This is a genomic window from Xylanibacter ruminicola (assembly GCF_900142525.1).
Lineage (GTDB): Bacteria > Bacteroidota > Bacteroidia > Bacteroidales > Bacteroidaceae > Prevotella > Prevotella ruminicola_A.
Genome location: NZ_FRBD01000008.1, coordinates 21,071 through 46,167, shown reverse-complemented (window position 1 = coordinate 46,167; position 25,097 = coordinate 21,071). Strand labels below are relative to the sequence as shown.

At 47.3% G+C, this 25,097-nt stretch carries 12 protein-coding genes; 6 read left to right on the top strand and 6 right to left on the bottom strand.

Features of this window, described 5'->3' with window-relative positions; translation table 11 throughout:
• The first annotated feature begins 18 nt into the window (after positions 1 to 18).
• From BUB86_RS06360 to BUB86_RS06335, 6 genes are read left to right on the top strand one after another with little or no spacing between them, the layout of a single operon-like run.
• The gene (locus BUB86_RS06360) at positions 19 to 1,470 is read left to right on the top strand and encodes a glycoside hydrolase family 76 protein (RefSeq protein ID WP_175549425.1); all 1,452 of its coding nucleotides are present in this window, start codon (positions 19 to 21) and stop codon (positions 1,468 to 1,470) included.
• A 20-nt stretch (positions 1,471 to 1,490) separates the two neighbouring features.
• The gene (locus BUB86_RS06355) at positions 1,491 to 4,640 is read left to right on the top strand and encodes a SusC/RagA family TonB-linked outer membrane protein (RefSeq protein WP_073207131.1); all 3,150 of its coding nucleotides are present in this window, start codon (positions 1,491 to 1,493) and stop codon (positions 4,638 to 4,640) included.
• 28 nt (positions 4,641 to 4,668) lie between these two features.
• Positions 4,669 to 6,729: a RagB/SusD family nutrient uptake outer membrane protein gene (locus BUB86_RS06350; protein ID WP_073207127.1), complete on the top strand. Its 2,061-nt coding sequence runs from the start codon at positions 4,669 to 4,671 to the stop codon at positions 6,727 to 6,729.
• A gap of 35 nt (positions 6,730 to 6,764) precedes the next feature.
• Positions 6,765 to 7,589 (top strand): DUF3823 domain-containing protein, encoded by an 825-nt coding sequence (locus BUB86_RS06345; RefSeq protein WP_073207373.1) that lies wholly within the window; start codon positions 6,765 to 6,767, stop codon positions 7,587 to 7,589.
• A 17-nt stretch (positions 7,590 to 7,606) separates the two neighbouring features.
• Entirely contained in the window at positions 7,607 to 10,105 is a 2,499-nt protein-coding gene (locus BUB86_RS06340) for a glutaminase family protein (protein ID WP_073207123.1), read from the top strand.
• 38 nt (positions 10,106 to 10,143) lie between these two features.
• Positions 10,144 to 12,402 (top strand): GH92 family glycosyl hydrolase, encoded by a 2,259-nt coding sequence (locus tag BUB86_RS06335; protein WP_254795115.1) that lies wholly within the window; start codon positions 10,144 to 10,146, stop codon positions 12,400 to 12,402.
• Between the two features lie 105 nt (positions 12,403 to 12,507).
• Here the strand turns inward: BUB86_RS06335 and BUB86_RS06330 are convergent, their stop codons facing one another.
• The 6 genes from BUB86_RS06330 to BUB86_RS06305 form a co-directional block, all read right to left on the bottom strand.
• Positions 12,508 to 16,080 (bottom strand): glycoside hydrolase family 38 C-terminal domain-containing protein, encoded by a 3,573-nt coding sequence (locus tag BUB86_RS06330; RefSeq protein WP_073207120.1) that lies wholly within the window; start codon positions 16,078 to 16,080, stop codon positions 12,508 to 12,510.
• 21 nt (positions 16,081 to 16,101) lie between these two features.
• On the bottom strand, positions 16,102 to 18,030 hold the full coding sequence (locus BUB86_RS06325) for a glycoside hydrolase family 97 protein (protein ID WP_073207116.1): 1,929 nt from the start codon (positions 18,028 to 18,030) through the stop codon (positions 16,102 to 16,104).
• 88 nt (positions 18,031 to 18,118) lie between these two features.
• The gene (locus BUB86_RS06320; protein ID WP_073207113.1) at positions 18,119 to 20,242 is read right to left on the bottom strand and encodes a TIM-barrel domain-containing protein; all 2,124 of its coding nucleotides are present in this window, start codon (positions 20,240 to 20,242) and stop codon (positions 18,119 to 18,121) included.
• Positions 20,243 to 20,277: 35 nt separating this feature from the next.
• Positions 20,278 to 21,003, bottom strand: a complete 726-nt coding sequence (locus BUB86_RS06315) for a SusF/SusE family outer membrane protein (protein WP_139261473.1) — start codon at positions 21,001 to 21,003, stop codon at positions 20,278 to 20,280.
• A gap of 10 nt (positions 21,004 to 21,013) precedes the next feature.
• Positions 21,014 to 23,263, bottom strand: coding sequence for a glycoside hydrolase family 31 protein (locus BUB86_RS06310; RefSeq protein WP_073207107.1), 2,250 nt, complete (start codon positions 23,261 to 23,263; stop codon positions 21,014 to 21,016).
• 182 nt (positions 23,264 to 23,445) lie between these two features.
• Positions 23,446 to 25,047, bottom strand: coding sequence for a DUF6377 domain-containing protein (locus tag BUB86_RS06305; protein WP_073207104.1), 1,602 nt, complete (start codon positions 25,045 to 25,047; stop codon positions 23,446 to 23,448).
• Between the last annotated feature and the right edge of the window lie 50 nt (positions 25,048 to 25,097).

Here is a 25,097-nt window from a genome sequence, read left to right as displayed (position 1 = left end):
AATAATATGAACAAGAAAATGAAAAAAGAAATTCTGACTATGGCTAGCCTTGTCATTGCCATAACCACAACTGCCAGCTGTGGTAGCAGCAACGACATACTGCCAGACAACCCTAACACGCCTGTTAATCCGCAACCTATTGAAAACAGCGATGTTAGTATTCGAAATCTCACTAGAGCCACCACCCTATTTGATGCTGCCATGCAGCACTACATAAGCGGTGATATGAAAATGGCTGATATGTACAACCCCTCAACAGACAAACCCTCTGGCGAGGCCGACGTATGGCCATATACAGCTGCTATCGAAGCCTGTAACAGCATACTTGAAGGATATGCAGTTCTTGCGAAGACCGGCAAAACGCCAGAGCAAGGGTCATCTGCAACCTATAAGGCTCAACTCGAAAAGCTCTACGACGGTCTTGAGTATTATGCAGGCACCTTCAAACTAACCTCATATACTCGAAATAATCAAGAGTGGACAGTATATGGTGTACATCGTGGTGGCATGAAAGGTGGAGCCAGAGTAGATGGTGACCAGAATGTATACGATGATCAGCAGTGGATTATCCGCGAACTTCTACGTTCGTGGAAAGCCACTGGCGAGCAGAAATATCTGGATAAGGCAGAATATCTCACAGCCTACGTTCTTGATGGTTGGGATTGGTGCCTTGATGATAAGCAAAACGCATGGGGCAACGAAGTTGGTGGCATCACGTGGGGACCATCATATTGCACCAAGCACGCTTGCAGCAATGGTCCATTCATCTCTCCACTTGTTTGGTTGGCAGAGTATTACCAAGGAAAGTCTGACAAAATCACTTATCGCACTATTCATGCAGACGGAAAGCGTCAGGATGTAACAGCAACAAAAGCTGATTACTACTTGATGATGGCCAAGAAGATATATGAGTGGCAACAGTATAACCTTCGTGCTTCAGATGGTGTTTATCTGGACATGGTTGGAGCCAACAACAACATCCGATACGAAGTTATAGATGGTGTACAGTATCGAATCTCTAACCCAGGTACAGGTGCAGGTGGCACTAAGCACACCTATAACAGTGGTACAATGGTAAGCGGTGGGTCCGATCTCTATGCATTGACCCACGACAGCCGTTTCCTCGACGACACACGCAAGCTCTATAATGACACCTTTTCGTATTTTCCCAAGAAGAATTCAAAAGGTACATGGGACTATGCCTACAGCAACTTCAGCCGCTGGTTCGATGATGTACTGATGCGCGGATGGATTTCTGCTGGTGAGATTGGAGTAGATACAAAAGAAGGAGTAGCAACATTCCAAACAAACCTCGACTATGCATGGGAACACTTCCTGCTTAATAAGACACTGCCCCGTGGACTTACCGGAGGTTGGAGTAACAACGATGCACAGAATGACGTACGTGCCTTAGTAGCCTTCGCATACGCTTCTGAGTATGGCATGTTGGTAGGTTCTGCATTACAATAACAACTAAAAAAAACAACAATATGTATTTTTCAACTAAAAAATGTATACTTTTGTTGCTTTCCACTGCTTTCAGCATTGGCTTGCAGGCACAGAGTATCATCACCGTAAAAGGAAAAGTTACCGACCAGAATAATGAGCCGGTCATTGGTGCCACAGTAACCCTTCGTGGAACAAAGACTGCTGTAGTTACTGATTTTGATGGTCAGTATTCTATATCTGTAGCCGACAACGGCACACTTGATTTTGCTTATATCGGAATGAAGGCAGTAAGCCAGAATGTACAGAAACGTCAGACTATCAACATCACGATGATTGAGGATGTATCAGAACTGAATGATGTCATCGTAGTAGGTTATGGTACACAGAAGCGTGGTTCAATCACAGGTTCTGTTAGTGCCCTCCGTGGTAAGGAAATGCTGAAGACCAACAACGAAAACACTCAAAATATGTTGACTGGCCGTATAGCTGGTGTACGTGTATGGCAGCAGAGCTCAGAGCCTGGTACATACAAGAACAACTTCGATGTACGCGGTTTAGGCGCACCATTGATCGTTATCGATGGTGTTCCCCGTTCGGTAGAGGACTTCCAGCGTATGAATGCCAACGACATTGAGGATATCTCTGTACTGAAAGATGCCTCAGCAGCCATCTATGGTCTGCGTGCAGCTAACGGTGTATTGCTTGTGACTACCAAAAAGGGAGGCAAAGGCAAAACACAAGTTAGTTATAGTGGATCATTCACGATCCAGGCTCCAAAGAGCATGCCAAAGTTACTTGATCCCGTACGTGCCATGACATTGATGAACGAACTGAAGAAGAACAATATCGATGGCGGCGCCCCTATGTTCACAGAAGAGGCTATCGAGGAATATCGTAATGGCACCAAACAGGGAACTGACTGGAATGAACTGATCTTTGCCGACACAGCTCCTGAGACGAATCACAACATGACCATCAGCGGAGGTTCGGAGAAGATGCAGTACTTCGTAAGCCTTGGATACCTCTATCAGGAGGGTTTCCTGAAGAGCCGCGACCTGAACTACGACAAGTTCAACATCACCTCGAAAATTAATGCAGAGATTGTGAAGGGACTGGACTTCGAGTTACAGATAAACGGCATGCTCGACAACCGCAATAATCCCTACACCTCTACTACTGATATTATTCGAAACTATTGGCGCCAAGGCCCGCTCGCCGCAGCCTATGCCGACCCAGAACACACCATGCTGAACTATCAGAATCTTGATCTGGGCGAGAATGCCGTAGCCGAGATGACAGCCGACATCAGTGGATACAGGAAGTATAAGCGTTACCAGATGCTGACACAAGGCACACTGACATTCGACTTCGGGCAATATGTCAACGCCCTGAAAGGTCTTACTGCCCGTGCCATGTACTCTTACGATTTCCACATGGATAAGAATGAGATTTATCGCCGACAGTACAACCAGTATGCCTACGATCCTGTGACAGACAGTTATATCCAACAGGTTTATTCAGGCAGCTCACCTGTCCAACTACGTAAGGAGCACTACGATAACACACAGAAATTGATGCAGTTCACTCTGAACTATAATCGCACCATATCTTCACACACAATAGGCGCCATGATTGGTCTTGAGACTCAGCAGAAGGTTTACGATGGTTTCTATGCACGTCGTAATCTGGCTTTCAATAGTCCTTATCTATTCAATGGTGTCGACGAAGGTCAGATTGGTAATGCCAACGCTGGCGACATCCACGCTGCTAACTACAATTCATTTATCGGCCGACTCAACTATAATTATGCCGATCGTTATCTGTTGGAGGGTCAGTTCCGTTACGACGGAAGCTCTCAGTTCGCCCCTGGACATCGTTGGGGATTTTTCCCATCAGCCAGCGCAGGCTGGCGTGTAAGCGAGGAGCCTTTCTTTAAGAATATCGATGCGTTGCACTTCATCCAGAACCTGAAGGTTCGCGCCAGCTATGGTGAGATGGGTGATGACTCTGGCGCCTCTTACGACTGGGTTGCCGGTTACTCTTATCCTTCAGGTGGTAGTGGCGATGGCAACAAAGGCTGGTATAACGGTTACGCCCCAGGCTGGATGTTTGGAGGTCAGTTCATCTATGGTGCCTCACCCAAGGCAATGCCTAATGAGGAGATCTCTTGGTATAAGTCGAAGAGCTTCAACATCGGTTTCGATTTCTCTGCATGGGATGGTAAGCTGGGTATTACCTTCGATTACTTTATCCGCAAGCGTACCGGACTCTACATGCAGCCAGGCGACTTCCCAACAGTTATTGGAGCAGATGCACCACGCCTCAACGCCAATAGCGACCAGCACATGGGCGTAGAGCTTGAGATTTCACATCGTAACCGTATCGGCGAAGTAGGCTACGGATTGAAGGGAATCTTCAGTCTGACCCGTAACAAATACCTCACAGCTGTTCAGAATGCCACCTATGCCAACAGCTACGACAAGTGGCGCCACGATAATCTGAACAACCGATACCAGGGCGTTCAGTTCGGATACACCTCAGCAGGTCGTTTCACCAGCTGGGAGGATATCTGGAACTACGATATTTACCACGAACGCGATGTACTGCCTGGTGATTACAAATATGAAGATTGGAATGGAGACGGCGAAATCAATGGTCTCGATGAGCATCCTTTCGCCTACGACCAGACTCCTTGGATGAATTACTCGTTCAACATCGATGCCAACTGGCGCAACTTCGACCTCAATATTCTTTTCCAAGGATCAGCAATGGGAAGCATGCAGTATCAGGAGCCTCTCTATCGCATCTGGGGTTACGAAGCTGCTGCAGGTGGTACTTTGGAACAGTTCTGGGATCGCTGGCATCCAGTTGACCCAACAGCCGATCCATGGGATCCTACACAGGAGTGGGTATCAGGTTATTATGCCTACACAAACCACAACCCTTATGGCAACTCTGAGTTCAACCGTGTCAGCACAGCCTATCTGCGTCTGAAGAGCGTTGAACTGGGATACACCTTGCCTAAGATGAAGTCGCTCAATGGCATGTCGCTCCGCATTTATGCCAATGCTTACAACCTGCTCACCTTTACTGGTGTTAAGTTCGTTGACCCAGAGCACCCCGATAGCGACCTAGGCCGCTTGTACCCTCTGAACAAGACCTATACCTTTGGTCTGCAATTGTCATTCTAAGTCGAACATATTTAGTTAAGAATAAGATATGAAAAAGATATTATTCATCATGACAGCCGGCATCGCCCTTCTGTTTAACTCATGTGTTGGTCTCGATGTACCACCTAATAATGTGGTAACAGAAGACCAGTTAATCAGCGATGAGTCCGGCCTTGATATTTACTTTGCCAACATCTATAGCAACATGCCTTTCGAGGACTTCAAATATCGTTTCAGCGAGGGCTTCACTAACAATGGCTGGCTCGTAAGCTTTGGTACCGAGGGTATCGGCGAAGGTGTAGGTCGCGAGGGTTTCATGAACGCATGGCGCAGCGAGGGCAATCCCTACTGGAGTCAGGCTTTCAAGACCTTACGCCAGATCAATCAGCTCATTCGCGACTTGCCTGCCGCAGCCAGCAGTCTGCCAGAGCCTACTCTGAACCAGTATCTTGGCGACGCCTATTACTGCCGTGCCACCATCTTCTACGCCATGGCTCGTCGTTATGGCGGTATTCCCTTGGTAACAAAGGTGATTGACTATCCAGCAGAGAGCGACGTGTTAGAAGTACCACGTTCAAGCGAGGAGGACACCTGGAAGCAGATTCTGGCCGATTACGATAAAGCCGCCGAACTGATGGGCCCTCTTAGTATTAAGGATGGTTATGCTAACAAGTATGTTGCCCTTTCATGGAAGTCAGAAGCCGCTCTCTATGCTGCATGTATAGCTAAATACAACAAGACTGTTACAGGTCACCTTACCGGTGTAGGTCAGAAGACTGGCGTACGTGTGATGGGCTTCGACGACAGCCAAGCCGACAAATTGGCTAACCAGTGGTTCCTAGAGGCTTACGTAGCTGCCAAGGAGGTTATCAACAGCGGCAGATACTCACTCTATAAGAAAGGTTGGGAAGCTGGTAACAAGGATGCCATCATGCAGTCGATGGTTAACATGCTCTCTGACTCTGACAGTCCTGAGAACATCCAGACCCGCGAGTACAGCTATCCTACCTATGTACACTCTTACGACTCGTATAACACACCTTGCACCATCCATGCACCACTATCAGGCGGTACATGTCCTACAGCCGACTTCATCTCGCTCTTCGATGGTATCCCTGTAAATGCCGATGGTTCTATCAAGACAACCGATGCTCAGGGCAACTATGTGCTCTACGACAATCCATTCGACTTCTTTAAGAATGCCGAGCCACGTCTTCGTGCTCAGGTCATTGTGCCTGGCGATGTATTCCGTGGCAAGGTGATTGAAATCCGTCAGGGTATCTACACAGGCTCAGAACCAATCAAGCCTCTGTTCTCTACCGATCTAGGTGCCGACTATTCTTACGGCAACGCCAGCAAGGGCCCACAGACCCTCAAGGCATATACCGACAAGCCCAAGACGCTCTATATGTGTCCTAACCAAGGAACAGTTGAGACAGTTGATGTGAAGGGAGTTATTACCCAGGCCACAGGTGCCGATGGTCCTTTCTACAGCTGGGCCGAAGGTGGTGTCAGCGGTATGTACTCTCGCAAGTGGCTCTATCAGGGCAGCGATGCCCGCAGCGGTGAGGGTGTTTGCGATCAGCACTTCATCCTGATGCGCTATGCCGAGGTGCTTCTTAACTTTGCCGAGGCAGCTGTCGAGCTCTCACTTCAGGGCGTCAACTCACCTGATGGTGCCGACATGCTGAGCGAAGCCACCGAGGCTATCCGCGCCATCCAAGAGCGTGCAGGCGCCAACGTCATGACTAATAATCTGACATCGAATGAGAAGAGTCGTAACATCGTACGTAAGGAGCGCCGTAAGGAGCTGGCCTTCGAGCAGAAGACCAAATACGACCTTCGTCGCTGGCGTGTGCAGGACTACGACAATCGCGATGGTTTCTGGGGTGAGACACGCGACAAGAACGTGTATAGCGACAACAGCCGCTACCGTTTCCATGGTCTCTATCCTTACATGTCGGCTCAGTCGGGCAAGTACTTCTTCGACTACCATTACCAGTATCTAGGACAGAATGAGTGCGAGTTCAATGCCATCGACTACTACTTTGCCATTCCTGGTGGCGAGGTATCAAAGAGTCCAGTCATCGACCAGCAACCTAACAGATAATAAAGATGATTAATATAGACAAAATACAGAAAACAATGAAAACATTCAGATATTATTCTTGCCTGATGTTTGCAGCATTTGCACTCAGCGCTTGTGATGCTTTCGAACTTGACAACTACGAGGAGCCAGGCGAAACCATAGAGGGTATAGTAGTTGATGCCAAGACTGGCGAGCCAGTACTGACCGATCAGGGGTCAGAGGGCATCCGTGTTCGATTGACAGAACTGAGTTATGGCGATAACGTGGATCATAACCCCGATTTCTATTGCCGACCAGATGGTACCTTCCGTAACACTAAGATTTTCAAAGGCGACTACAATATCCGTATCGATGGTCCGTTTATCCCTGTATACCGTGATACCGATGACGGTACTGTGATTTCAGACGACACCTGGTATGGAAAGATTTCTGGTACCACAAATGTAAAGTTTGAGGTTTACCCCTTCCTGAAAGTAGAATTTGTTGAGACACCTTCTGTATCTAACGGTCAGATTACTGCCAAGGTAAAGGTGACTCGCGCCATCAGCAAAGATGAGTTCCGTAGTATGGTAGAGCCCATGGGTGGTTATAGCAATGACTTCACCAACGTGACTGATATCCAGTTGTTTGTTTCAATGTCATCAAGTGTGGGCTATCGAGCCCGAGATCAGCGCTGGTCGAGTCAGATAAACTATGCTGGCGACAGTTTCGACGAGTACGAGGGTAAGCCTATCACCATCCGCTCAGCAGCTGGTCAGACCATTCCATCAGGTCGTCACGTCTTTGTACGAGCAGCAGCCCGTATCAACTACGACACACCACGAGGCAGTGGTACACGCCGTTGGAACTATAGCGAACCGCTTGAAGTTATTATTCCATAGAACATAAAAACAAGAACATGAACAAAAAGTTTATCAACTTATTAGGCATGGCGCTGGTAGTAACCAGCGCCTTTGCCCAGTCTGAGCTATTCAAGCCTTACAAGGCTACATCGCTCCGACTTCCAGCCGTTCCCATCGTGGTTAACGACCCTTATTTCTCTATCTGGTCTCCCTACAATCGTCTGAACGAAGGTAACACACGTCTGTGGACTGGTGATGAGAAACCTTTGGAGGGTTTGCTCAGAGTAGATGGCACCACCTATCGCTTTATGGGTGACAAGGAGCACAAACTACTCAAGGCTCTAGCCCCAATGTCCGATGAGAAAAACTGGGAAGCCAAGTACACAGAGACACCACAGGCTGATGGCTGGCAGGCACCCGACTTTGCAGCTACAGGTTGGAACACAGGTCGCGCAGCCTTTGGTAATGCTGGCGATAACATCCAGACTGGCTGGTCAAAGGAACATGGCGATATCTATATTCGCCGCGAGATTAACCTGACAGCCGATGATTTGAAAGGCGACTTGTATGCCCTTTTCTCTCACGATGATGCCTGCGAGCTCTATATCAACGGCACATTGATTGGCAAGGGACGTATGGATGCCGTGTTTGGCGAGTCTGTTCACCTGACAGGCGAGCAGAAGCAGCTGCTTCACGAGGGTCGTAACGTGATGGCCTTCCATGTTTACAACAATACTGGAGGTGCCTATGCCGACTTCGGCCTCTATGCCAATGTGGGTGTAGAAACCACTTCTGTCAAGACTGCCGTACAGAAGAGTGTCGACGTGATGGCCACATCAACCTATTACTCATTTACTTGTGGTCCCGTGGCACTCGACGTAGTCTTCACATCACCCATGCTGATTGATGACCTCGATCTGCTCTCTACTCCTGTTTCTTATGTATCTTATCAGGTAAAGAGTCTTGATCGCAAGAAGCACGATGTACAGTTCTGCTTGTTGACAAGTCCGCTGATTGCCACCAACAAACCTCATCAGCCCACAGAGTCATCGGTTGTTACGGTAAATGGTGTAAAATACCTCAAGTCAGGAACTATCGACCAGCCTATCCTCGCCAAGAAAGGCGACGGTATCGGCATCGACTGGGGCTATCTCTATGTAGCTGACGTGAACGGAAAGGTATCACTCGATAACTACAATAATATCATCGATGGTTTCCTGAACAAGGGTCAGCTCAGCTGTGGTCAGAACCTCATTCGTGCTTACCGCCAGAACGATATCCCTGTACTGGCCTATGTTCACGACTTCGGCAAGGTAGACCAGCAGCCTCAGTCATCGTTCTCGCTGATTGGCTATGACGAGGTGGAGGATATCGAATATATGTACCACCGCTACAAGGCCTATTGGGCACATGGTGGAAAGGTTGACATCTTCGACGCTTTCAATAAATTGAATCGTAATTATCTGAGTATCATGGAGCGATGCCGTGCATTGGATAAGCAGATCTACGACGACGCCCTTCGTGTAGGTAACACTCATTATGCCGAGATTCTCTCAGGCGTATATCGTCATGTGTTAGCTGCCCACAAACTTTTTGAGGATAACGAAGGACATCTTCTGTATTTTTCTAAAGAGAATAATTCCAATGGTTGTGTAAATACCGTAGATCTCACTTATCCATCGGCACCGCTTTTCTTGGCTTATAACCCAGATTTGCAGAAGGGCATGATGACCAGCATCTTCGAATATAGTCGTTCAGGCCGCTGGACCAAGCCTTTTGCTGCTCACGACATAGGTACCTATCCTATCGCTAACGGTCAGGTATATGGTGGCGACATGCCTATCGAAGAGGCTGGTAACATGCTGACTCTGGCTGCACAACTCTCGATTCAAGATGGTAATGTAGACTACGTACAACCCTACTGGGACATCCTGACAGAGTGGACTGATTATCTGGTTGAGAATGGACAGAATCCATCGAACCAGCTGTGTACTGACGACTTTGCAGGCCACTGGCCCCACAACTGTAACCTCTCTGTCAAGGCTATCATGGGTATTGCAGGCTATGCGCTGATGGCTCGCATCAAGGGCGATAACGCTACTGCTGACCGCTATATGGAAACAGCCCGAAAGATGGCAAAGAAATGGGAGGCTGATGCTCGCGAGGGAGATCACTATAAACTGGCTTTCGATCGTAATAATACCTGGAGCCAGAAGTACAATATGATTTGGGACAAACTGTGGAACACCAATCTGTTTGGTCAGGAGGTGATGCAGCGCGAGTTGGATTACTACCTGAAGCAGCAGAACAGCTATGGTCTGCCTCTCGACATCCGTAAGGACTACACTAAGACCGACTGGATTATGTGGAGCGCAGCCATGGCCAACGACAAGGATACCTTCCTCAAGTTTGTTGAACCTATCTACAAATATATGGACGAGACACAGTCGCGTGTTCCAACCAGCGACTGGCACGATACGAAGACTGGATTGATGATTGGATTCAAGGCCAGATCGGTAGTAGGCGGATACTGGATGAGATTGTTAGTAAAGTAATGAATAGTTGTATGATTTTGAATCTCAGAAAGAATCTCATGGCTGTAGCATTGCTCCTTGTGAGTAGTGCTATGGCCTCTACTACACCTGTAGATTATGTCAACACTTTAGTGGGCACACAATCTACTCACGCTCTATCAACAGGCAACACCTATCCAGCTATCGCACTACCTTGGGGTATGAACTTCTGGATGCCCCAGACAGGAAAGATGGGCGACGGATGGGCTTATACCTATGACGCAGGAAAGATACGTGGCTTGAAGCAGACTCACCAGCCTTCGCCTTGGATCAACGATTATGGTCAGTTTGCCATTATGCCTACCATCGGCACCGTGTTCGATGAAGACAAACGTGCATCGTGGTTCTCACACAAGGCAGAGACGGCTCGCCCATATTATTATAAGGTGTATCTGGCCGATTATGACATTACAGCCGAACTGACTCCTACTGAGCGTGCAGCAGTCATGCGATTCACCTACCCCAACTCGTCTGAAGCCCGCATCGTGGTTGATGCATTCGACAAGGGTTCGATGATTCGCATTGTTGACGATCGCCACATCGAGGGTTATACCACCAAGAACAGCGGCGGCGTGCCAGACAACTTCAAGAACTACTTTGTCATTGAGAGCGACAAGCCTTTTAGCTTTATCTCTACCGTTGCTGATGGAAAAATCAACCCTAACCAGCGTGAGTTCAAAGGAAATCATGCTGGCGCCGTGGTTGGATTCCAGACAGCACGTGGCGAGGTGGTAACACTACGTGTAGCCTCATCGTTTATCAGCGCTGAGCAGGCCCGCCAGAACTTGATGGAAGTTGCAGGCCGTTCGTTCGATGCTGTATGCAAAGCCGGACGCAATAGATGGAATAACATACTGGGCAGACTGGAGGTTGAGGATTCCAATACCGACCATCTGCGCACGTTCTACTCTTGTCTCTATCGCTCAGTTCTCTTCCCTCGCATGTTTCATGAGGTAAATCAGGCTGGCAAAATTGTTCACTACAGTCCTTTTGATGGTCAGGTTCATGCAGGCCGTCTGTTTACTGATACTGGTTTCTGGGACACCTTCCGTTCGCTCTTCCCTCTGCTCAACCTGGTTTATCCAGAGATGAGCCAGCAGATGCAGGAAGGCCTGGTTAACACCTACAAAGAGAGTGGTTTCCTGCCTGAATGGGCCAGCCCTGGTCATCGTGGTTGTATGGTGGGCAACAACTCTGCCTCAGTAGTGGCCGATGCCTACTTAAAAGGTATGCGTGGCTATGATACGGAGGCACTCTGGCAAGCCGTAAAGCATGGTGCCAACGCCGTTCACCCACAGGTTTCAAGCACAGGTCGATTGGGGTATGAATATTACAACCGCTTGGGTTATGTACCATATAATGTAGGTATCAACGAGAATGTGGCTCGCACTTTGGAGTATGCCTACGACGATTGGTGTATCTACCGCTTCGGACAGGCACTTGGCAAGTCGAAGAAAGAACTCAAGCCCTTTAAGAAACGTGCCTTGAACTATCAGAATGTATTCGATAAAGAAACACGCCTGATGCGTGGTCGCAACGAAGATGGTTCTTTCCAGAGTCCGTTCAATCCGCTCAAGTGGGGCGATGCCTTTACTGAGGGTAACGCTTGGCATTACACATGGTCGGTATTCCACGACCCTGCAGGATTAATTCGCCTGATGGGAGGTCGCGAAAGCTTTGTAGAGATGCTCGACTCTGTATTCCAGTTGCCACCTGTATTTGATGACAGCTATTATGGCGCTGTGATTCATGAGATTCGTGAGATGCAGATTATGAATATGGGCAACTATGCACACGGCAATCAGCCCATTCAGCACATGATCTACCTCTACGACTGGGCTGGCGAACCTTGGAAGGCTCAGTACTGGGTTCGTCAGGTGATGGACCGCCTCTATCAGGCTCAGCCCGATGGCTACTGTGGCGATGAGGATAACGGCCAGACTTCTGCCTGGTATGTATTCTCAGCACTTGGCTTCTATCCCGTCTGCCCTGGCTCTGGTCAGTATGCGTTGGGAACACCATACTTCAATCGCATCACCCTGCATCTGCCAGAAGGCAAGACCTTAGTGATTCATGCTGATGGTAATAGCGATGAAAACTGCTATGTAAGCGAGATGAGCCTGAATGGTGCACCTTACGATAAGAACTATCTGGAGCACAACGACCTGCTGAAAGGTGGTAGCATCGTATATCGCATGGCGTCAAAGCCCAATCGCCAACGTGGCACTCAGGCTAACAGCTACCCTTATTCGTTCTCTACGGATAAGAGTATTCAATAATTGTTAGCTTACCCCATAAAATATTCCCAACCTGGGAACATTTTATTCCCAACCTGGGAATATTTTGTTCCCAAGCTGGGAATAAATTGTATATCCTAATCTTATTTAGAACACCTCAAGCTCGTAGATACGGGCTGCGGGATCATGTCCTTGCGTAGGCGATACGACGTATATTCGCAAGTATCGTACAGAGGTTGGCGGGAAGTTACGATCAACCAGATTGCTACGATTACCATCAATCATATCAATCGTCTGCCACTCTTCAGTCTCGCTATTACGTCCCTGCAGCAAACAGGTACGAGTGATATAGGCCGACTGCTCGCAAGCAGCACTTAACAGGCGCCAGCGAGTGATGGTCTTGGATTGTCCGAAATCGAAGGCAACATAGTTAGGAGCAGCCTGAGCATCACACCACTTCGTGTTAACATCGCCATCTACCAACAAAGCTGCACGTTCGCTGTGACCAACCTCGCCCGATACAGCGATTATCTTAGCATCGGCAAGCAGGTTAACCTGTGGCTGTGAGGCTGTTGCCATATTCTGAGCTATAGGCAGAATAGAGGTCTTAAACAGCGGTGAAGCAGCCTTGACATCAGGCGTATCGTTAGCCAACGTTGCAGCAAAGACTACAACATGTTCATCTGCAGGCAGAGTGATCTCACGAACACCCTTTGGTATATCCAAACGGACTCTGAACATATAGGTGAACTCGTATGGCTCATCACCCTCACCAGAATGGCGATGGCTGCCCACCCAAGCTACTTCGGCATCCTTCAAGTAACCTTCAGTCTGTCCGTCGTGGCCCCATTGGCCAATAAAGCCAGTATAATATGGTACGTTTACTTTCTGCTGCTTGCCAGCTATGGTAAATGTTGCCTGACGGTCTTCACGATCAGAAGCCACCAACAGATACAGATGACGATAATCCTTATCGGCAGGCAACTTGATGGTATTACCCTTACAAGTCAAGCCATTGGCAGCATCTTTCTCGCCAAAGCGGAAAGGAATATCGCCTACGGTAATACCCTCATCAGGCAATAACTCTGCAGCATAGCTGTATCCTCCTTCGAAATTACCAGAAGAGCGGAACTCGTTGTAACTGAAGCAATGGCGATCGTAATCAAGCATCAATGGTCGAACATCAGGCTGTACTTTATCCTTCTGCTGAGCCAGCACTACCTTATAGGTCTTAACGCTATAAGGTTTGATATCTACCAACAACGAATTACCCTCAGCATCAGCCTGCTTAAGGTTGCGTTCTGTACCATCAGCCTCAACAGCACTAACTATCTCAGAGGGGAAAGTTAGATGAGCCTTCTGAGCACCCTTACCACTCATCTCGTAGACACGAACCACGTACTCGTCAGAAACCTCAGCACGTTTCAATGCACGTACCACAACGCAGTCGTTATCTGAAGTAACAAACGAGAACTTTTTGCCCAATTTGCCCGCATGACGCTGAGCATAGAAAGTACGTAACGGGCTATTCAGTCTGTCAGCCTGATGCACAGCATTGACGGCATTCAGCGCTCCATCGTGACCTACGATGCTGTAAGTAAACACATGATGCCCGAAATCCTGTCGAGACTGGTAAGAGAAATTACGACCAGTCTTTGGCGAATAGAGTAATGAGAGGCGTAATGTATGATCGTTAGGTTTATCCCAACCATAACGCGAGTCATTCAGCAAAGTCACACCATAGTCTCCCTTTCTATCTGTCAGATCTGTCCATTCATGGGCATAAACCTCAAAGCTATTATCGCGATTGTTTCCACGACGAACACTGCCCAATCCAATATCGTAAGTAGCCTCATCGTTAGCAACACCAAGAGCAAACTCTGCTTTCAGCAAGGCATTAAGAGAACGCCAGTCAACCTCATTTTCGAAATCGATACGATCAGCCTGTGCACCCTCATAAAGATGAATACGCTGAATGATATCAGAGTCGCCATACCTTTTCTTGATAACCATTGTCTGGCGCAGGTTTCCTGACTCGATAGATATCTCAACACCATCGTGTACAGGCAGAGGAGCCTTATCGAGTGTCTTCTTCAGAATCTCCCATGCAGGCCACTGTTCTGAGCGACAGTCATCAAATACAACCAGTCGGATGCTCTTACCATCGGCAACCATCTGGCGATTATTCTGCTTATCAATCAGCGATACCACATCACCATATTCATCAACAGTCAACTTATAACGCGACGACTCGATGGTTCGTCCTGTTGTTGCAGCCATCATCTTTTTCTGACCAGCAGCCTTTATGCCATAAACAGCCATACCTGTAGATGGCACATTGGCATCAAACAAGAGTACACGCTGTCCGTTACGCTCAATAACCTGAGAAGGAACACGTTTGCCTTCTGCATCAGTAACACGATAGTCACAATTATCCTTAAGTGCAACCTCAGCTACTGCATGAACAGGCGAAGTCTCGTTGTTATAAACCACCACAGGCTGTCCAGCAACACGTGTATCCATCTGATTAGCCACCCCAGAAACACTATGTGTCAGCACATCAGAGAACTTCTTAAGTGACAGCAGTTCATCATTCCAAGAGAACTCATAGGCACGAGGAATGCTGGTACCTGTTACATCATCGTGGAACTGATGCCAGATGAAACGCTGCCAAGTCTCAGTCATCGTAGCAGCAGGATAATTGGCAACTCCCAACCAATCGGCCATCACAGCCGAACGTTCAGCAGCATCGCCCAGATGTTCGTTCTGACGATTATAGAGTTTCATGGCAGCCTGCGAGGTATAGCAACCATTTCCGTGCACATCCATTGGCAGTTCACCATCGAACACTGGCAACTCAGGATGCTTATCGAAAGGCAGATAATCCTTATAGAGCTGATCGCTGGTAGCGCTGACAATCTTGACTGGTCCGTTACCTGCAACACCTTTCTCTACAGCACGAACAGAGGCAATCGTTGGCGAGCCACCAATATCGCCAGTTCCATAATAGCGATAGGCCTGATTCAACGGACTCTCTCCTACCTCACGCAGCAATTGCTGATTGTTAGAGAGATCTTCATCGCGCCAGCGCTCTGAATACCCAAAACCATGAGCCATCATGATGCGACTACCATCAATGCCCTGCCACAATCCGATGGTATATGGATAGCGTTTTCCGCCCTCATAGAAAGGATTGGTACGCCAAACGAGTTTCTGCGAAGAAAAACCGATGAGTCCGCAATGAGCAGCCAGCGTAGGCAAAGTATAACCAAAACCGAAACAGTCTGGCAGAAACACATCCGTGCTCTCGGTATTAAACTCCTTGCGGTAGAAAGTCTGTCCAAGCAGGATATTACGCAGCCACGACTCTGGCGAGCAGATAATAGTTTCGTTTGCATCCCAACTACTACCAGTAAGATGCCAGCGCCCGTTAGCCACATAATGCTTCAACTCAGCATACTGCAGCGGATAGTATTCTTTCATCCAACTGTACTTAACAGCACCTTCAAAGTTAAAGATGTAACTAGGATACTTCTTCAACAACAACAGGTTCTGGTCGAGCGTATTCTTTACATACTCTCTAATGGTAGTTTGAACGTCCCAGTTCCACTGAGTGTCCAGATGAGCATCGGCTACCATATAGGCTTTCTTCTCCGACTGGGCCATTGCCCATGATGAAAGCATTGTAGCCATCGCTAAAATGAGGGTTTTCTTATTCATTATTATAATCGAGTTAGTTAATTACTCTATCACACAGCACCATCCACCATTTCTTACCAAGTTAAGTGTCAGTTTATCAGTGGGTGATACTTGCTGTTGGAATCGCTGGTAATCCACAGCAATACGATGGGCATTACGTCCATCACGGAAGCCCGTCAGCATGCCCTTTCCTTTCAGGAAATCAAGACTGACGGTAAGTTGCTGTGGTTTTCCACCTGTCATGGCACCAATATACCATTTATCGCCTTTACGACGGGCCACCACATAATGGTCACCAGCCTTTGCAGAGAGTACACGGCTCTCGTCCCATGTCGTGGGGACTGAAGCGATGTAACGTGTACATTCATCCTCACGCATATAGCGGGTGGGACTATCGGCTAACATCTGCAGACCACTTTCAAAGCAAACATACATCGCCATCTGGTAGGCACGAGTACCCGATCCCATAGGCAGCGAACCACTACCATGATTATCTTCAGGCTGGGCAGAAGCCATAGAGCCAGGTGTGAAGTCCATACCTCCCACAGCATTACGTATAAATGGCAACCAGATAGTATTGTCAGGATGACAACCACCACCATTCTCCAAGCCACGAACTCCCTCATAAGATATCACATTGGGATAACGTATTTCCAGGCCTGCTGGTTTAAACGATCCATGGAAGTCAACCATCAATTTATGTTTAGCACATTCGCTTGCAACACGTTCATAGAAGTTCACCATCCACTGGTCGCTATGATCCATGAAGTCTATCTTAAGTCCGCTGACACCCATATCAGCATAATACTTAATGAGGTCCATGTGATTCTCTACGGTGAGCCAAGCCAACCAAAGGATAACGCCTACACCACGCTGGCGACCATACTCAACCAGCTGTTTCACATCAATCTCATCACGAGTGATAAATGGATTGCGCACATCCTTGTTCCAACCTTCGTCTAAGAGTATGTATTCAATACCATACTTGGCAGCAAAATCAATGAAATACTGATAAGTCTGATTATTGATGCCTGTCTCGAAATCAACATTCCAAATGGTCCAATGGTTCCACCAGTCCCAACTTACCTTGCCTGGTTTTATCCAAGAGGTATCAGTTAATTTACACTGTCCACCCAGTACACGCTCCATTTCATTTGCGGCAATAGTCTTGTCATCGCCAATAACCAGGAATCGCCATGGCAGACTGCGTTTACCTTCAGTACGAGCGATGAACGGCGACTCACTTGTTACGTTAAAGCCACGATCACCTAATGGTTCCCATGCTGCAGGAGCCTTTGGAAAGATTGAAGTCAATCCGTTATTGCCTGTACTCTTGACGAACATAGCGGGATAATCACGCACATCACTCTCCGACAGCAACAGTTTGGTACCACGGGCAGTCTCCATCAATACTGGCAGATAGCTCATATCATCCTGCACCTTGTAATCGGCCAATGCTAGATGCGTATAAGGCTCTTCGTACGATGTCCAGAAGCCACGTGTCTTGGAGATATGAGCCTTAGTTGCTGAAGGGAAACAGAGTGTCATCAGTTCATCGGTAACATCAACCTTTCCCTTCTTATCAATAACAAAGCGATAAGCTACACCATTATTATATACACGAAACTCCACACTATAGTTTCCTGCAAAAGCAATGGTTAGCTGTTGAGCCTCATCATTTGTCACAGCATTTTTAATAGGTACAACGTTAACAAGCTGTCGATTTATCAACTTACGTCGAATGCTTTTCACTTTGGGGCGTACGCCTAACCACTCCTGCTGCAACTGCAAACAAAGTGGACTGTTCAGCAACACCTGTTCATCGCCATAAGACACACGCATACGCAGCGTATCGTCAGTATTCACCTCCAAACGGATACGACCGTCAGGAGAGGAAATACGTTCTGTTGCAGCCATGGCATGAACACAAGTCAACAACATTATGAATATTGATAATAAGTACTTCATCATAGATTTCTTAATTAAATTGGTGCTGCAAAAATAGTCAAATATAAACTAACTATTGTACTCATTTCTGCAATTTTTGTCTTTATATGAATTATTTGATGGAAAAAGTCATCTCAACACCTGTTTGCCAAGCACTGTAACTCACCTTTCCGCCACTTACAAGTCCGATTCTTACCTTACGCTCGATAGGTTCCATTTTACCTTCTTTCTGACAGTAAGTGATCTTCAGCTGCTTTTTCTGCTTCACAGCCTTTATCTCCGTAAGGCGGAAATCACCTTTTTTATACCCAAATCCATCGCCATCATCCTCATACAACTGTCCCACGGCTTCACCGTAACTATCTAAACATACCAACAATGTGAGCGAGTCGGTACGCATCTCAGCAGTACTCTGGGCGAGATTAGCCAAAGGGATAATTGAACCTGGACGCTGACGTAATTCTGCCTGATAGCTATCTGTACCATCTTCGAGTGTCAGCTTCTGCCAGCTACCGCCATTAGGCTGAGCTACCTCTGGCGCCCACTGTGGGCGTACCATCAAGTCGCCTCCCAGCAGGAAAGCACGATCTTCACTACGCAGACTCAGATCCTTGGCATCAGCCATAAACAATGGGCGCATCACTGGCATACCATCGATACTAGCCTCACGGAAACAAGTATAGATATAAGGCATCAGCATATAACGACGATTGATTGCCGTTCTGCATACATTCAACACCTCAGGTGTAAATGCCCAGGGTTCTTGAGGAATTGTTCCCTTTGTATTATGGTTACGAACAAATGGGAAATATGCGCCAATAGCCGTCCACTGTGCCACCAGTTCGCCATTAGAGTTTTCACAGAATCCACCAATATCAGGTCCATTAAACGGTTGTCCACTCAAACCTAGCGTTAACGTCATGGGTACACTTAGTTTCATATGGTCTGGCGATGACAGATTATCACCCGTCCATGTGGCTGCATAGCGGTGGCCACCAAGGAAGTTTGAACGTGACAGAATGAAAGGACGTTTCTGTGGATTAGCCAACAACAGTCCCTGACGGCTTGCTCTAACCATATTCATTCCATACACATTATGGAAACGCAGATGAGGTCCTGCCGAAACTCCATCTCCACCTCCATGTTGGTTGTCACGAGGCATTGTCGTCTCAGGTCGTTCAAACACTGCAGGCTCATTCATATCATTCCAAACGCCATCTACACCTTTTGCCATAAAGTCTTTATAAAGTGTAGCCCACCACGTGCGAACTTCCGGACGAGTAAAGTCAGGGAAATGACAGGCCCCAGGCCATACTTTACCCTCAAAGACCTTTCCATCACGGTCTTTCACCCAATAGTCTCCTGCCGTTCCTTGGTCATCTACAAAGTAGCCTTTTTCAACCTTTACACCCGGGTCAATCATATAAACCGTCTTGAAAAGATTTTGATGCAGATAGGCATTCAGTCTATTCGGATTAGAGAAACCGTCGGGATCAAAAGTAAAGATACGATAACCATCCATATAATCTATATCCATCCAGATGACATCAGAGGGAATACGATAACGACGCAGATTATCAGCTATCTCCATGACCTTTCCATCGGGATAGTAAGTATGACGGCACTGGTGATAGCCAAGTGCCCATAGTGGAGGCAACGACATAGTGCCTGTCAGATTAACCAATGCCTGCATCAAAGCCTTCGGACTCTCACGCTCAACAATTATCACTCGAAACGCAGGTCCTTCACTATCGAAAGTCACCTGATGGTCATTCGTTGTAATCTTCTGTCGCCAGGTATTATCAGCAATGATACCGAAAGCAGTACCATCCTTTCGGAGTCCCATCACCCAGGGATGACTCTGATAGAGATGTGTACCACCATCCATACCATAGGCTGGTGTATCCACGTTCCATAACTCTATGGTTCGTCCATTACGGCGCAAAGGGCCAGTCACCTCACCAGTACCATAGAAATCAACATCATCCGCCACATTAATGGTAGCAATACTATGACCTTCCTTCTCGCTGAAGTCTACACGCAATGGCCAACTGGCTGTTAACGGATTCACAGCTGCAGGCTCACGTTCAAAAATGGGCGACGGCTGATGCTGTTTGGCATCATAGTTAGAGGGATAGAACACAGCGACACTATCGTTGGTCATAAATACAGTCTGAGCCATTGCAAAGGATGCAATGGCCAGACCACATAGTAGAATACCTACTCTTTTAGACATACCTATTAATAATTAACAAAAAACCTATTCCACTATTATTTAATTAACTCTGCCTGAATGGTTTCATTAAACAAATCAACCTTGATGCGATAACGTCCTTCACCCGACAACATCCACTTGGTGTCAGCACCACCTGTACGGAACCGTTTATCTTTCAAGATGTCAGTATCAGGTGCATAAGGATGGATGGATTTGGGATGCCAGCGGTCCTGTCCCTGTATCTTAAAACTGGCAGGTTCCTCTACTTCGGGATGGCGTTTCAGTTCTCCCTCCCAAGTCCAGATACATGGATTATCCAGACTTTGCGTCATCAGCAACATCTTTCCTTCGCACTTCCATCCTACCTCAGTAGCGCCGCCGGCAATGAACAACTCACCCCAAGGTTGGAAGATCTCACCTTTCACTTGCTTTTTCTCGGTGTCAATATGAAAACGATAGCGATCCTCACTTACTATCACCTGCCATGCTGCATTCTTGGCATCAACGCATTCGCTGTATTCCAATCCTTTGTTCACAATGTTGGCATCAGGCTGATTCGGAGCCAGATAATATGAACCTTTACGCACCTTCTTGGCTGTAGAGATACGCAGTTCGCCTGCCTTCAGTTTGCCAGCAAACTTAAAATCGTTATCACTCACTTTTATCAGTTTCTGTGCACCACCAGGTACAGCACTACCTGTAATCCACAGTTCTTGATATGACTGTGCCGACATGGCAATGCATGCCACCAGCCCTATTATCATCAAATATATTCTTTTCATCGCACTTTCATTATTTAATTGTCACTACTGTTTGCTTCTGGCATGATGTGCGGGGCACATTTACCGTCAGCACTCTTGTCTTCTCCTGATAGCTCCATACACCATTCTCTACCTGTCGTCCATCAATCATGACTGTATTTGGACGATTCACAGAGAGGAACTCTACGGTATACGAACGGCTATCTGGCATACCAGGGAACTTACCCTCACGAGGATGAATCGTCAGCGAGTTACCCTCATGGCTGATAGCGGTGGTGGTATAAGCCCCCTGCTTGTAACCTTCGGTATCGCCCTCGTCCTCATACAGCGATGTAAGTCCATTACCACCAGGCACCACTTTCAGAATCAGTCTGTCAGGACGCTTATTCAGATTCATCATCGGTGGATTATTCACGATAATGCTTCCTGCTTTATAGAAGTAAGGAATCTCCTCCAAAGTATAGCGATCGGTAAAGATACGATTACCACTAACCACCTTATTGCGGCACACATCAAACCAACTGCCCTCAGGCAACCAGATACGACGGGCTGTCATACCATCGTTTCCTGGTTTGGTAACTACTGGAGCCACCAGGATATCATCGCCGAACATATACTCATCTTCGAAAAGATAGGCATTGTTCTGCTCAGGCCATTCGTAATATAAAGGACGACATAGGCTAACACCAGTATCGTAAGCCTGACGTGCAGCCGTATAGATATAAGGCATCAGCGCATAGCGCAGCTTGACGGTTTCTAACAGAGAGGGGAAGTTTTCATACTTCCAGATACGGCGCTCAATACCCTCCCAGTTGGTGGCATGGGTACGGAAGATGGGGGTAAACACGCCATACTGCATCCAGCGCAGATAGATCTGCGGATCATTACCACCTGTCTGCTGGTGTCCGCCCAGGTCATGTCCCCAGTAACCAAAGCCCACATTCGAGGCTGTGGCTGTAAAATAGGGCTGCCAAGCCAACGTGCCATAAGTAGTGAACGAGTCGCCAGAGAAGCCGATGGGATAACGATGACTACCCAGTCCGCCCCAACGATGGAAGATCAGCGGACGACGGTCCGGACGGTTCAATCGCATATCGTTATAGAACACATGGTTGCACCAGAAGGTTTCACCCAGTCCCTTCACATACTTACTGGTCAGATTCTGCTGCCAGTCAAGCCACCAGAAGTCAACACCCTGACGCTCACGGGCACGAATGATATTCTTAAACATGTTGTGGTAGAAGCGTCCATCACTTAAGTTCCAGGGCACCACCTTTGTCTGCTTATCCATACCCATGTCTACACGCAGGTCATCAAAGTAGTCTTCGTCATCATCCACACCATCAGCTGGGTGCAAGTTCAGCGACACCTTCAAACCATGCTGGTGCATCCAGTCAATCAGTCCCTCAGGATCTGGAATTGCAGTGCGGTCCCATGTCCATCCAGTCCATCCCTGGGTGTGCCAGTCCATATCGAATATCATCACATCCATGGGGATATTGAAACGCTTCACGTCATTCACAATCTCCATGAACTCATCCGATGTATAACGCTGGTATTTACTATACCAATAACCCAGCACAAAGAGTGGAGGCATGGGCTGTCGACCAGCCACCTTGATATAGTCGCCCAAAGCTTTCTTATACTGATGTCCATAGCCCAGGAAGTACCAGTCGATGGCCTGCTTATCTATTGGCTCAGCCACCCAATCAATACCATCTACCTGCTTATCAAAGACAAAAGTTGTAGAGCCATCACCACGTCGGGTAAGTGGCGACTCATCGATGATACTCCATCCTGCTCGCGACAACAGGCCATTCTCCAGTTCCTGACGCTTGTTATCACCAATCTGCCCGTCCAGCGTACGGGTGGTTCCCTTCAGGTTCAACGCATCATCCTTACCAGGATACCACAGCACAGGGCGACCGTTAAGCGTCATGCTGATATTCAACACCTCAGCCGATGGGTGGCGCCCATCAATCACACCACCTATCTTATATTTAAGAGTCAGAGCCGATGTCTTGATCACAAGATAGCCATCTTTCTCTTCAGTTGTAAACTCAGGAACAGCTAATCGACGATTGACGATAGCAAACGTAGCACGATCCTCGAAAAGCGCACGATCACTGTACTGGATACGAATCATCTCAGGTGTCAGCACCGTAAAGCGTGCTTTACCAGATTTGACTACCGCATCAGGATGAGCCACAGGATTCAGATTCTCAGCCCATGTAGAGTTCAGGCCAAGAAAAACCACTAATAAAGTTAGAATTCGTTTCATTTTAAATTATATTCGTTACAGATTTCTTGGACAAAGATACGACTAATGCCGCATATCACGAAGAAAATGAGTAAAAATATAATGATTTAAGCATTATAAAACAAATAAGCCGCTCATTATCAGCGGCTTACTTGTTTAGCATATCCTTATTTGTATAAAGGTAATATTTTCAGATTAACACCCTAAATTTCCATAATTAAGCCCTCAAACTGTTCATTATCAACGGTCGAACGGTTCTTGATTCTCGTCTTGTAGGTATTAACCGTATGAACCGAGTAGTCCAGGAATTTGGCTATTCGCTCGCTGTCATTAATACCCAATCGTATCAGTGCAAAGATGCGCATTTCGGATGTCAGCGAATGTTCGTTTGCCGGCTGCTTGCGATCCTTTTCCTCAAACAACGCATTATAACGCTCCACGAAATTGGGGAACAGCTTTAGGAACGTCTGGTCAAAGGCCTCATACATATTCTCTCGCTCCATGTTCAGGGTCGAGAGCTTCATCATCGAACGCAGATCTTCAAACTGTCGGGCAGCTATCTTGCGATCAATCGTCATATAGAGCTTCTCCAATTTGGCTATAAACTCAGCATTGGTATAGAACGAGCGACCAATATAGGCATTCTTAATCTTATCGTCCTCCTGTAGTTGCAGATTACTACGTTTCAGTTGCTCCAGCTGCCCGGCAATAGTCTCTCGGGCCTCTGTTAGTTTATTGTTCTTACGACGGATAGTCCAGTAACTCCACAGGCATGCCAGCAACAAAACCACGAAAAGCCCCGAAACCACAAACAACCAGTTACGCTGCCCTCGCACCACATCATAGCGGTCTTGCTCAATGATGGGCAGTATATCATTGATTTCAACCTTTCTCAGTCGTGTGCCATAGAAGTTCACATCTTCCAGCGCCTGATGAACGTATGCACTGGCACGTTCATGCTCCCCGCGCTTAAAAATCAGACTCGACAGATGATAGAGTGCGGTAATCTCACGGGTAGCTGTCTCATTATCAGCAATGGCCGACTGGGCAAAATAAGCTATCGCCTTGTCTTCGTGCTCCAGACCGAGATGAGCCCATGCCATCTCTGCCATCGTCTTGGCTCTCATGTGGAGGTCATCGCCACAGTCTTTAAGCACATGCTCGAATGATTCGAGTGCCTTCTGGAATTCACGGTCACGCATCTGGCGGGATCCTGTAACCGACCACCACATACACGAATTGGGCGCTACCGTCTGTTTCACAGAATCCAGATAGGCATTGCTTCGTGCTATATATTTCGAATAGAAAGGCTCTTCTTTCACATAGTCGGCCATACTACGCCATAGCTGGCTGTTAACCTCATAATAGTCTACTAACAACTGTCCGTTCAAACTATCTTTGTTGATAGTCATAATCACATCATTGGCCTCGCTGAGGATACCTGCCGAGATGAGCGAGAAGGCAATAGCCATCTTCGACTGCGCGATGTTCTGGCTATGATGCTGACGAGTAGCCACCTCAAGACAAGCGTACGAATAATGACGTGCCGAGTCATAACAATAGCTCTTATATTCATTATACAAGGCATACATCTGCTCGTATTTCCGGTCATCAGTCCGGGCTTTCTTCAAGCCAGCTTTAAGGTTTTCAATTCGATCAATACGCTGCTTTTCAAAATAACTACGTTTAGCCAGACTGGCATCCAGCTTATCTAACCAGCCTGCAGCATTCTTATCTATAGCTGCATTTGCTGGCACAACAAGCCATGCCAAAAGGCACACAAGAATATATTTATTAATGTTCATTTAGTTATTACTTTCGTTAATTGCAGCCAAAGGTAGTGATAAAAAAGAAA

What these genes read in the sequence shown, in the direction of transcription:
- BUB86_RS06345 (WP_073207373.1), top strand. Translation starts at nt 6,765, where the DNA reads ATGAAAACATTCAGATATTATTCTTGCCTGATGTTTGCAGCATTTGCA.
- BUB86_RS06315 (WP_139261473.1), bottom strand. Translation starts at nt 21,003, where the DNA reads ATGAAAAGAATATATTTGATGATAATAGGGCTGGTGGCATGCATTGCC.
- BUB86_RS06340 (WP_073207123.1), top strand. Translation starts at nt 7,607, where the DNA reads ATGAACAAAAAGTTTATCAACTTATTAGGCATGGCGCTGGTAGTAACC.
- BUB86_RS06360 (WP_175549425.1), top strand. Translation starts at nt 19, where the DNA reads ATGAAAAAAGAAATTCTGACTATGGCTAGCCTTGTCATTGCCATAACC.
- BUB86_RS06305 (WP_073207104.1), bottom strand. Translation starts at nt 25,047, where the DNA reads ATGAACATTAATAAATATATTCTTGTGTGCCTTTTGGCATGGCTTGTT.
- BUB86_RS06350 (WP_073207127.1), top strand. Translation starts at nt 4,669, where the DNA reads ATGAAAAAGATATTATTCATCATGACAGCCGGCATCGCCCTTCTGTTT.
- BUB86_RS06355 (WP_073207131.1), top strand. Translation starts at nt 1,491, where the DNA reads ATGTATTTTTCAACTAAAAAATGTATACTTTTGTTGCTTTCCACTGCT.
- BUB86_RS06310 (WP_073207107.1), bottom strand. Translation starts at nt 23,263, where the DNA reads ATGAAACGAATTCTAACTTTATTAGTGGTTTTTCTTGGCCTGAACTCT.
- BUB86_RS06325 (WP_073207116.1), bottom strand. Translation starts at nt 18,030, where the DNA reads ATGATGAAGTACTTATTATCAATATTCATAATGTTGTTGACTTGTGTT.
- BUB86_RS06330 (WP_073207120.1), bottom strand. Translation starts at nt 16,080, where the DNA reads ATGAATAAGAAAACCCTCATTTTAGCGATGGCTACAATGCTTTCATCA.
- BUB86_RS06320 (WP_073207113.1), bottom strand. Translation starts at nt 20,242, where the DNA reads ATGTCTAAAAGAGTAGGTATTCTACTATGTGGTCTGGCCATTGCATCC.
- BUB86_RS06335 (WP_254795115.1), top strand. Translation starts at nt 10,144, where the DNA reads ATGGCTGTAGCATTGCTCCTTGTGAGTAGTGCTATGGCCTCTACTACA.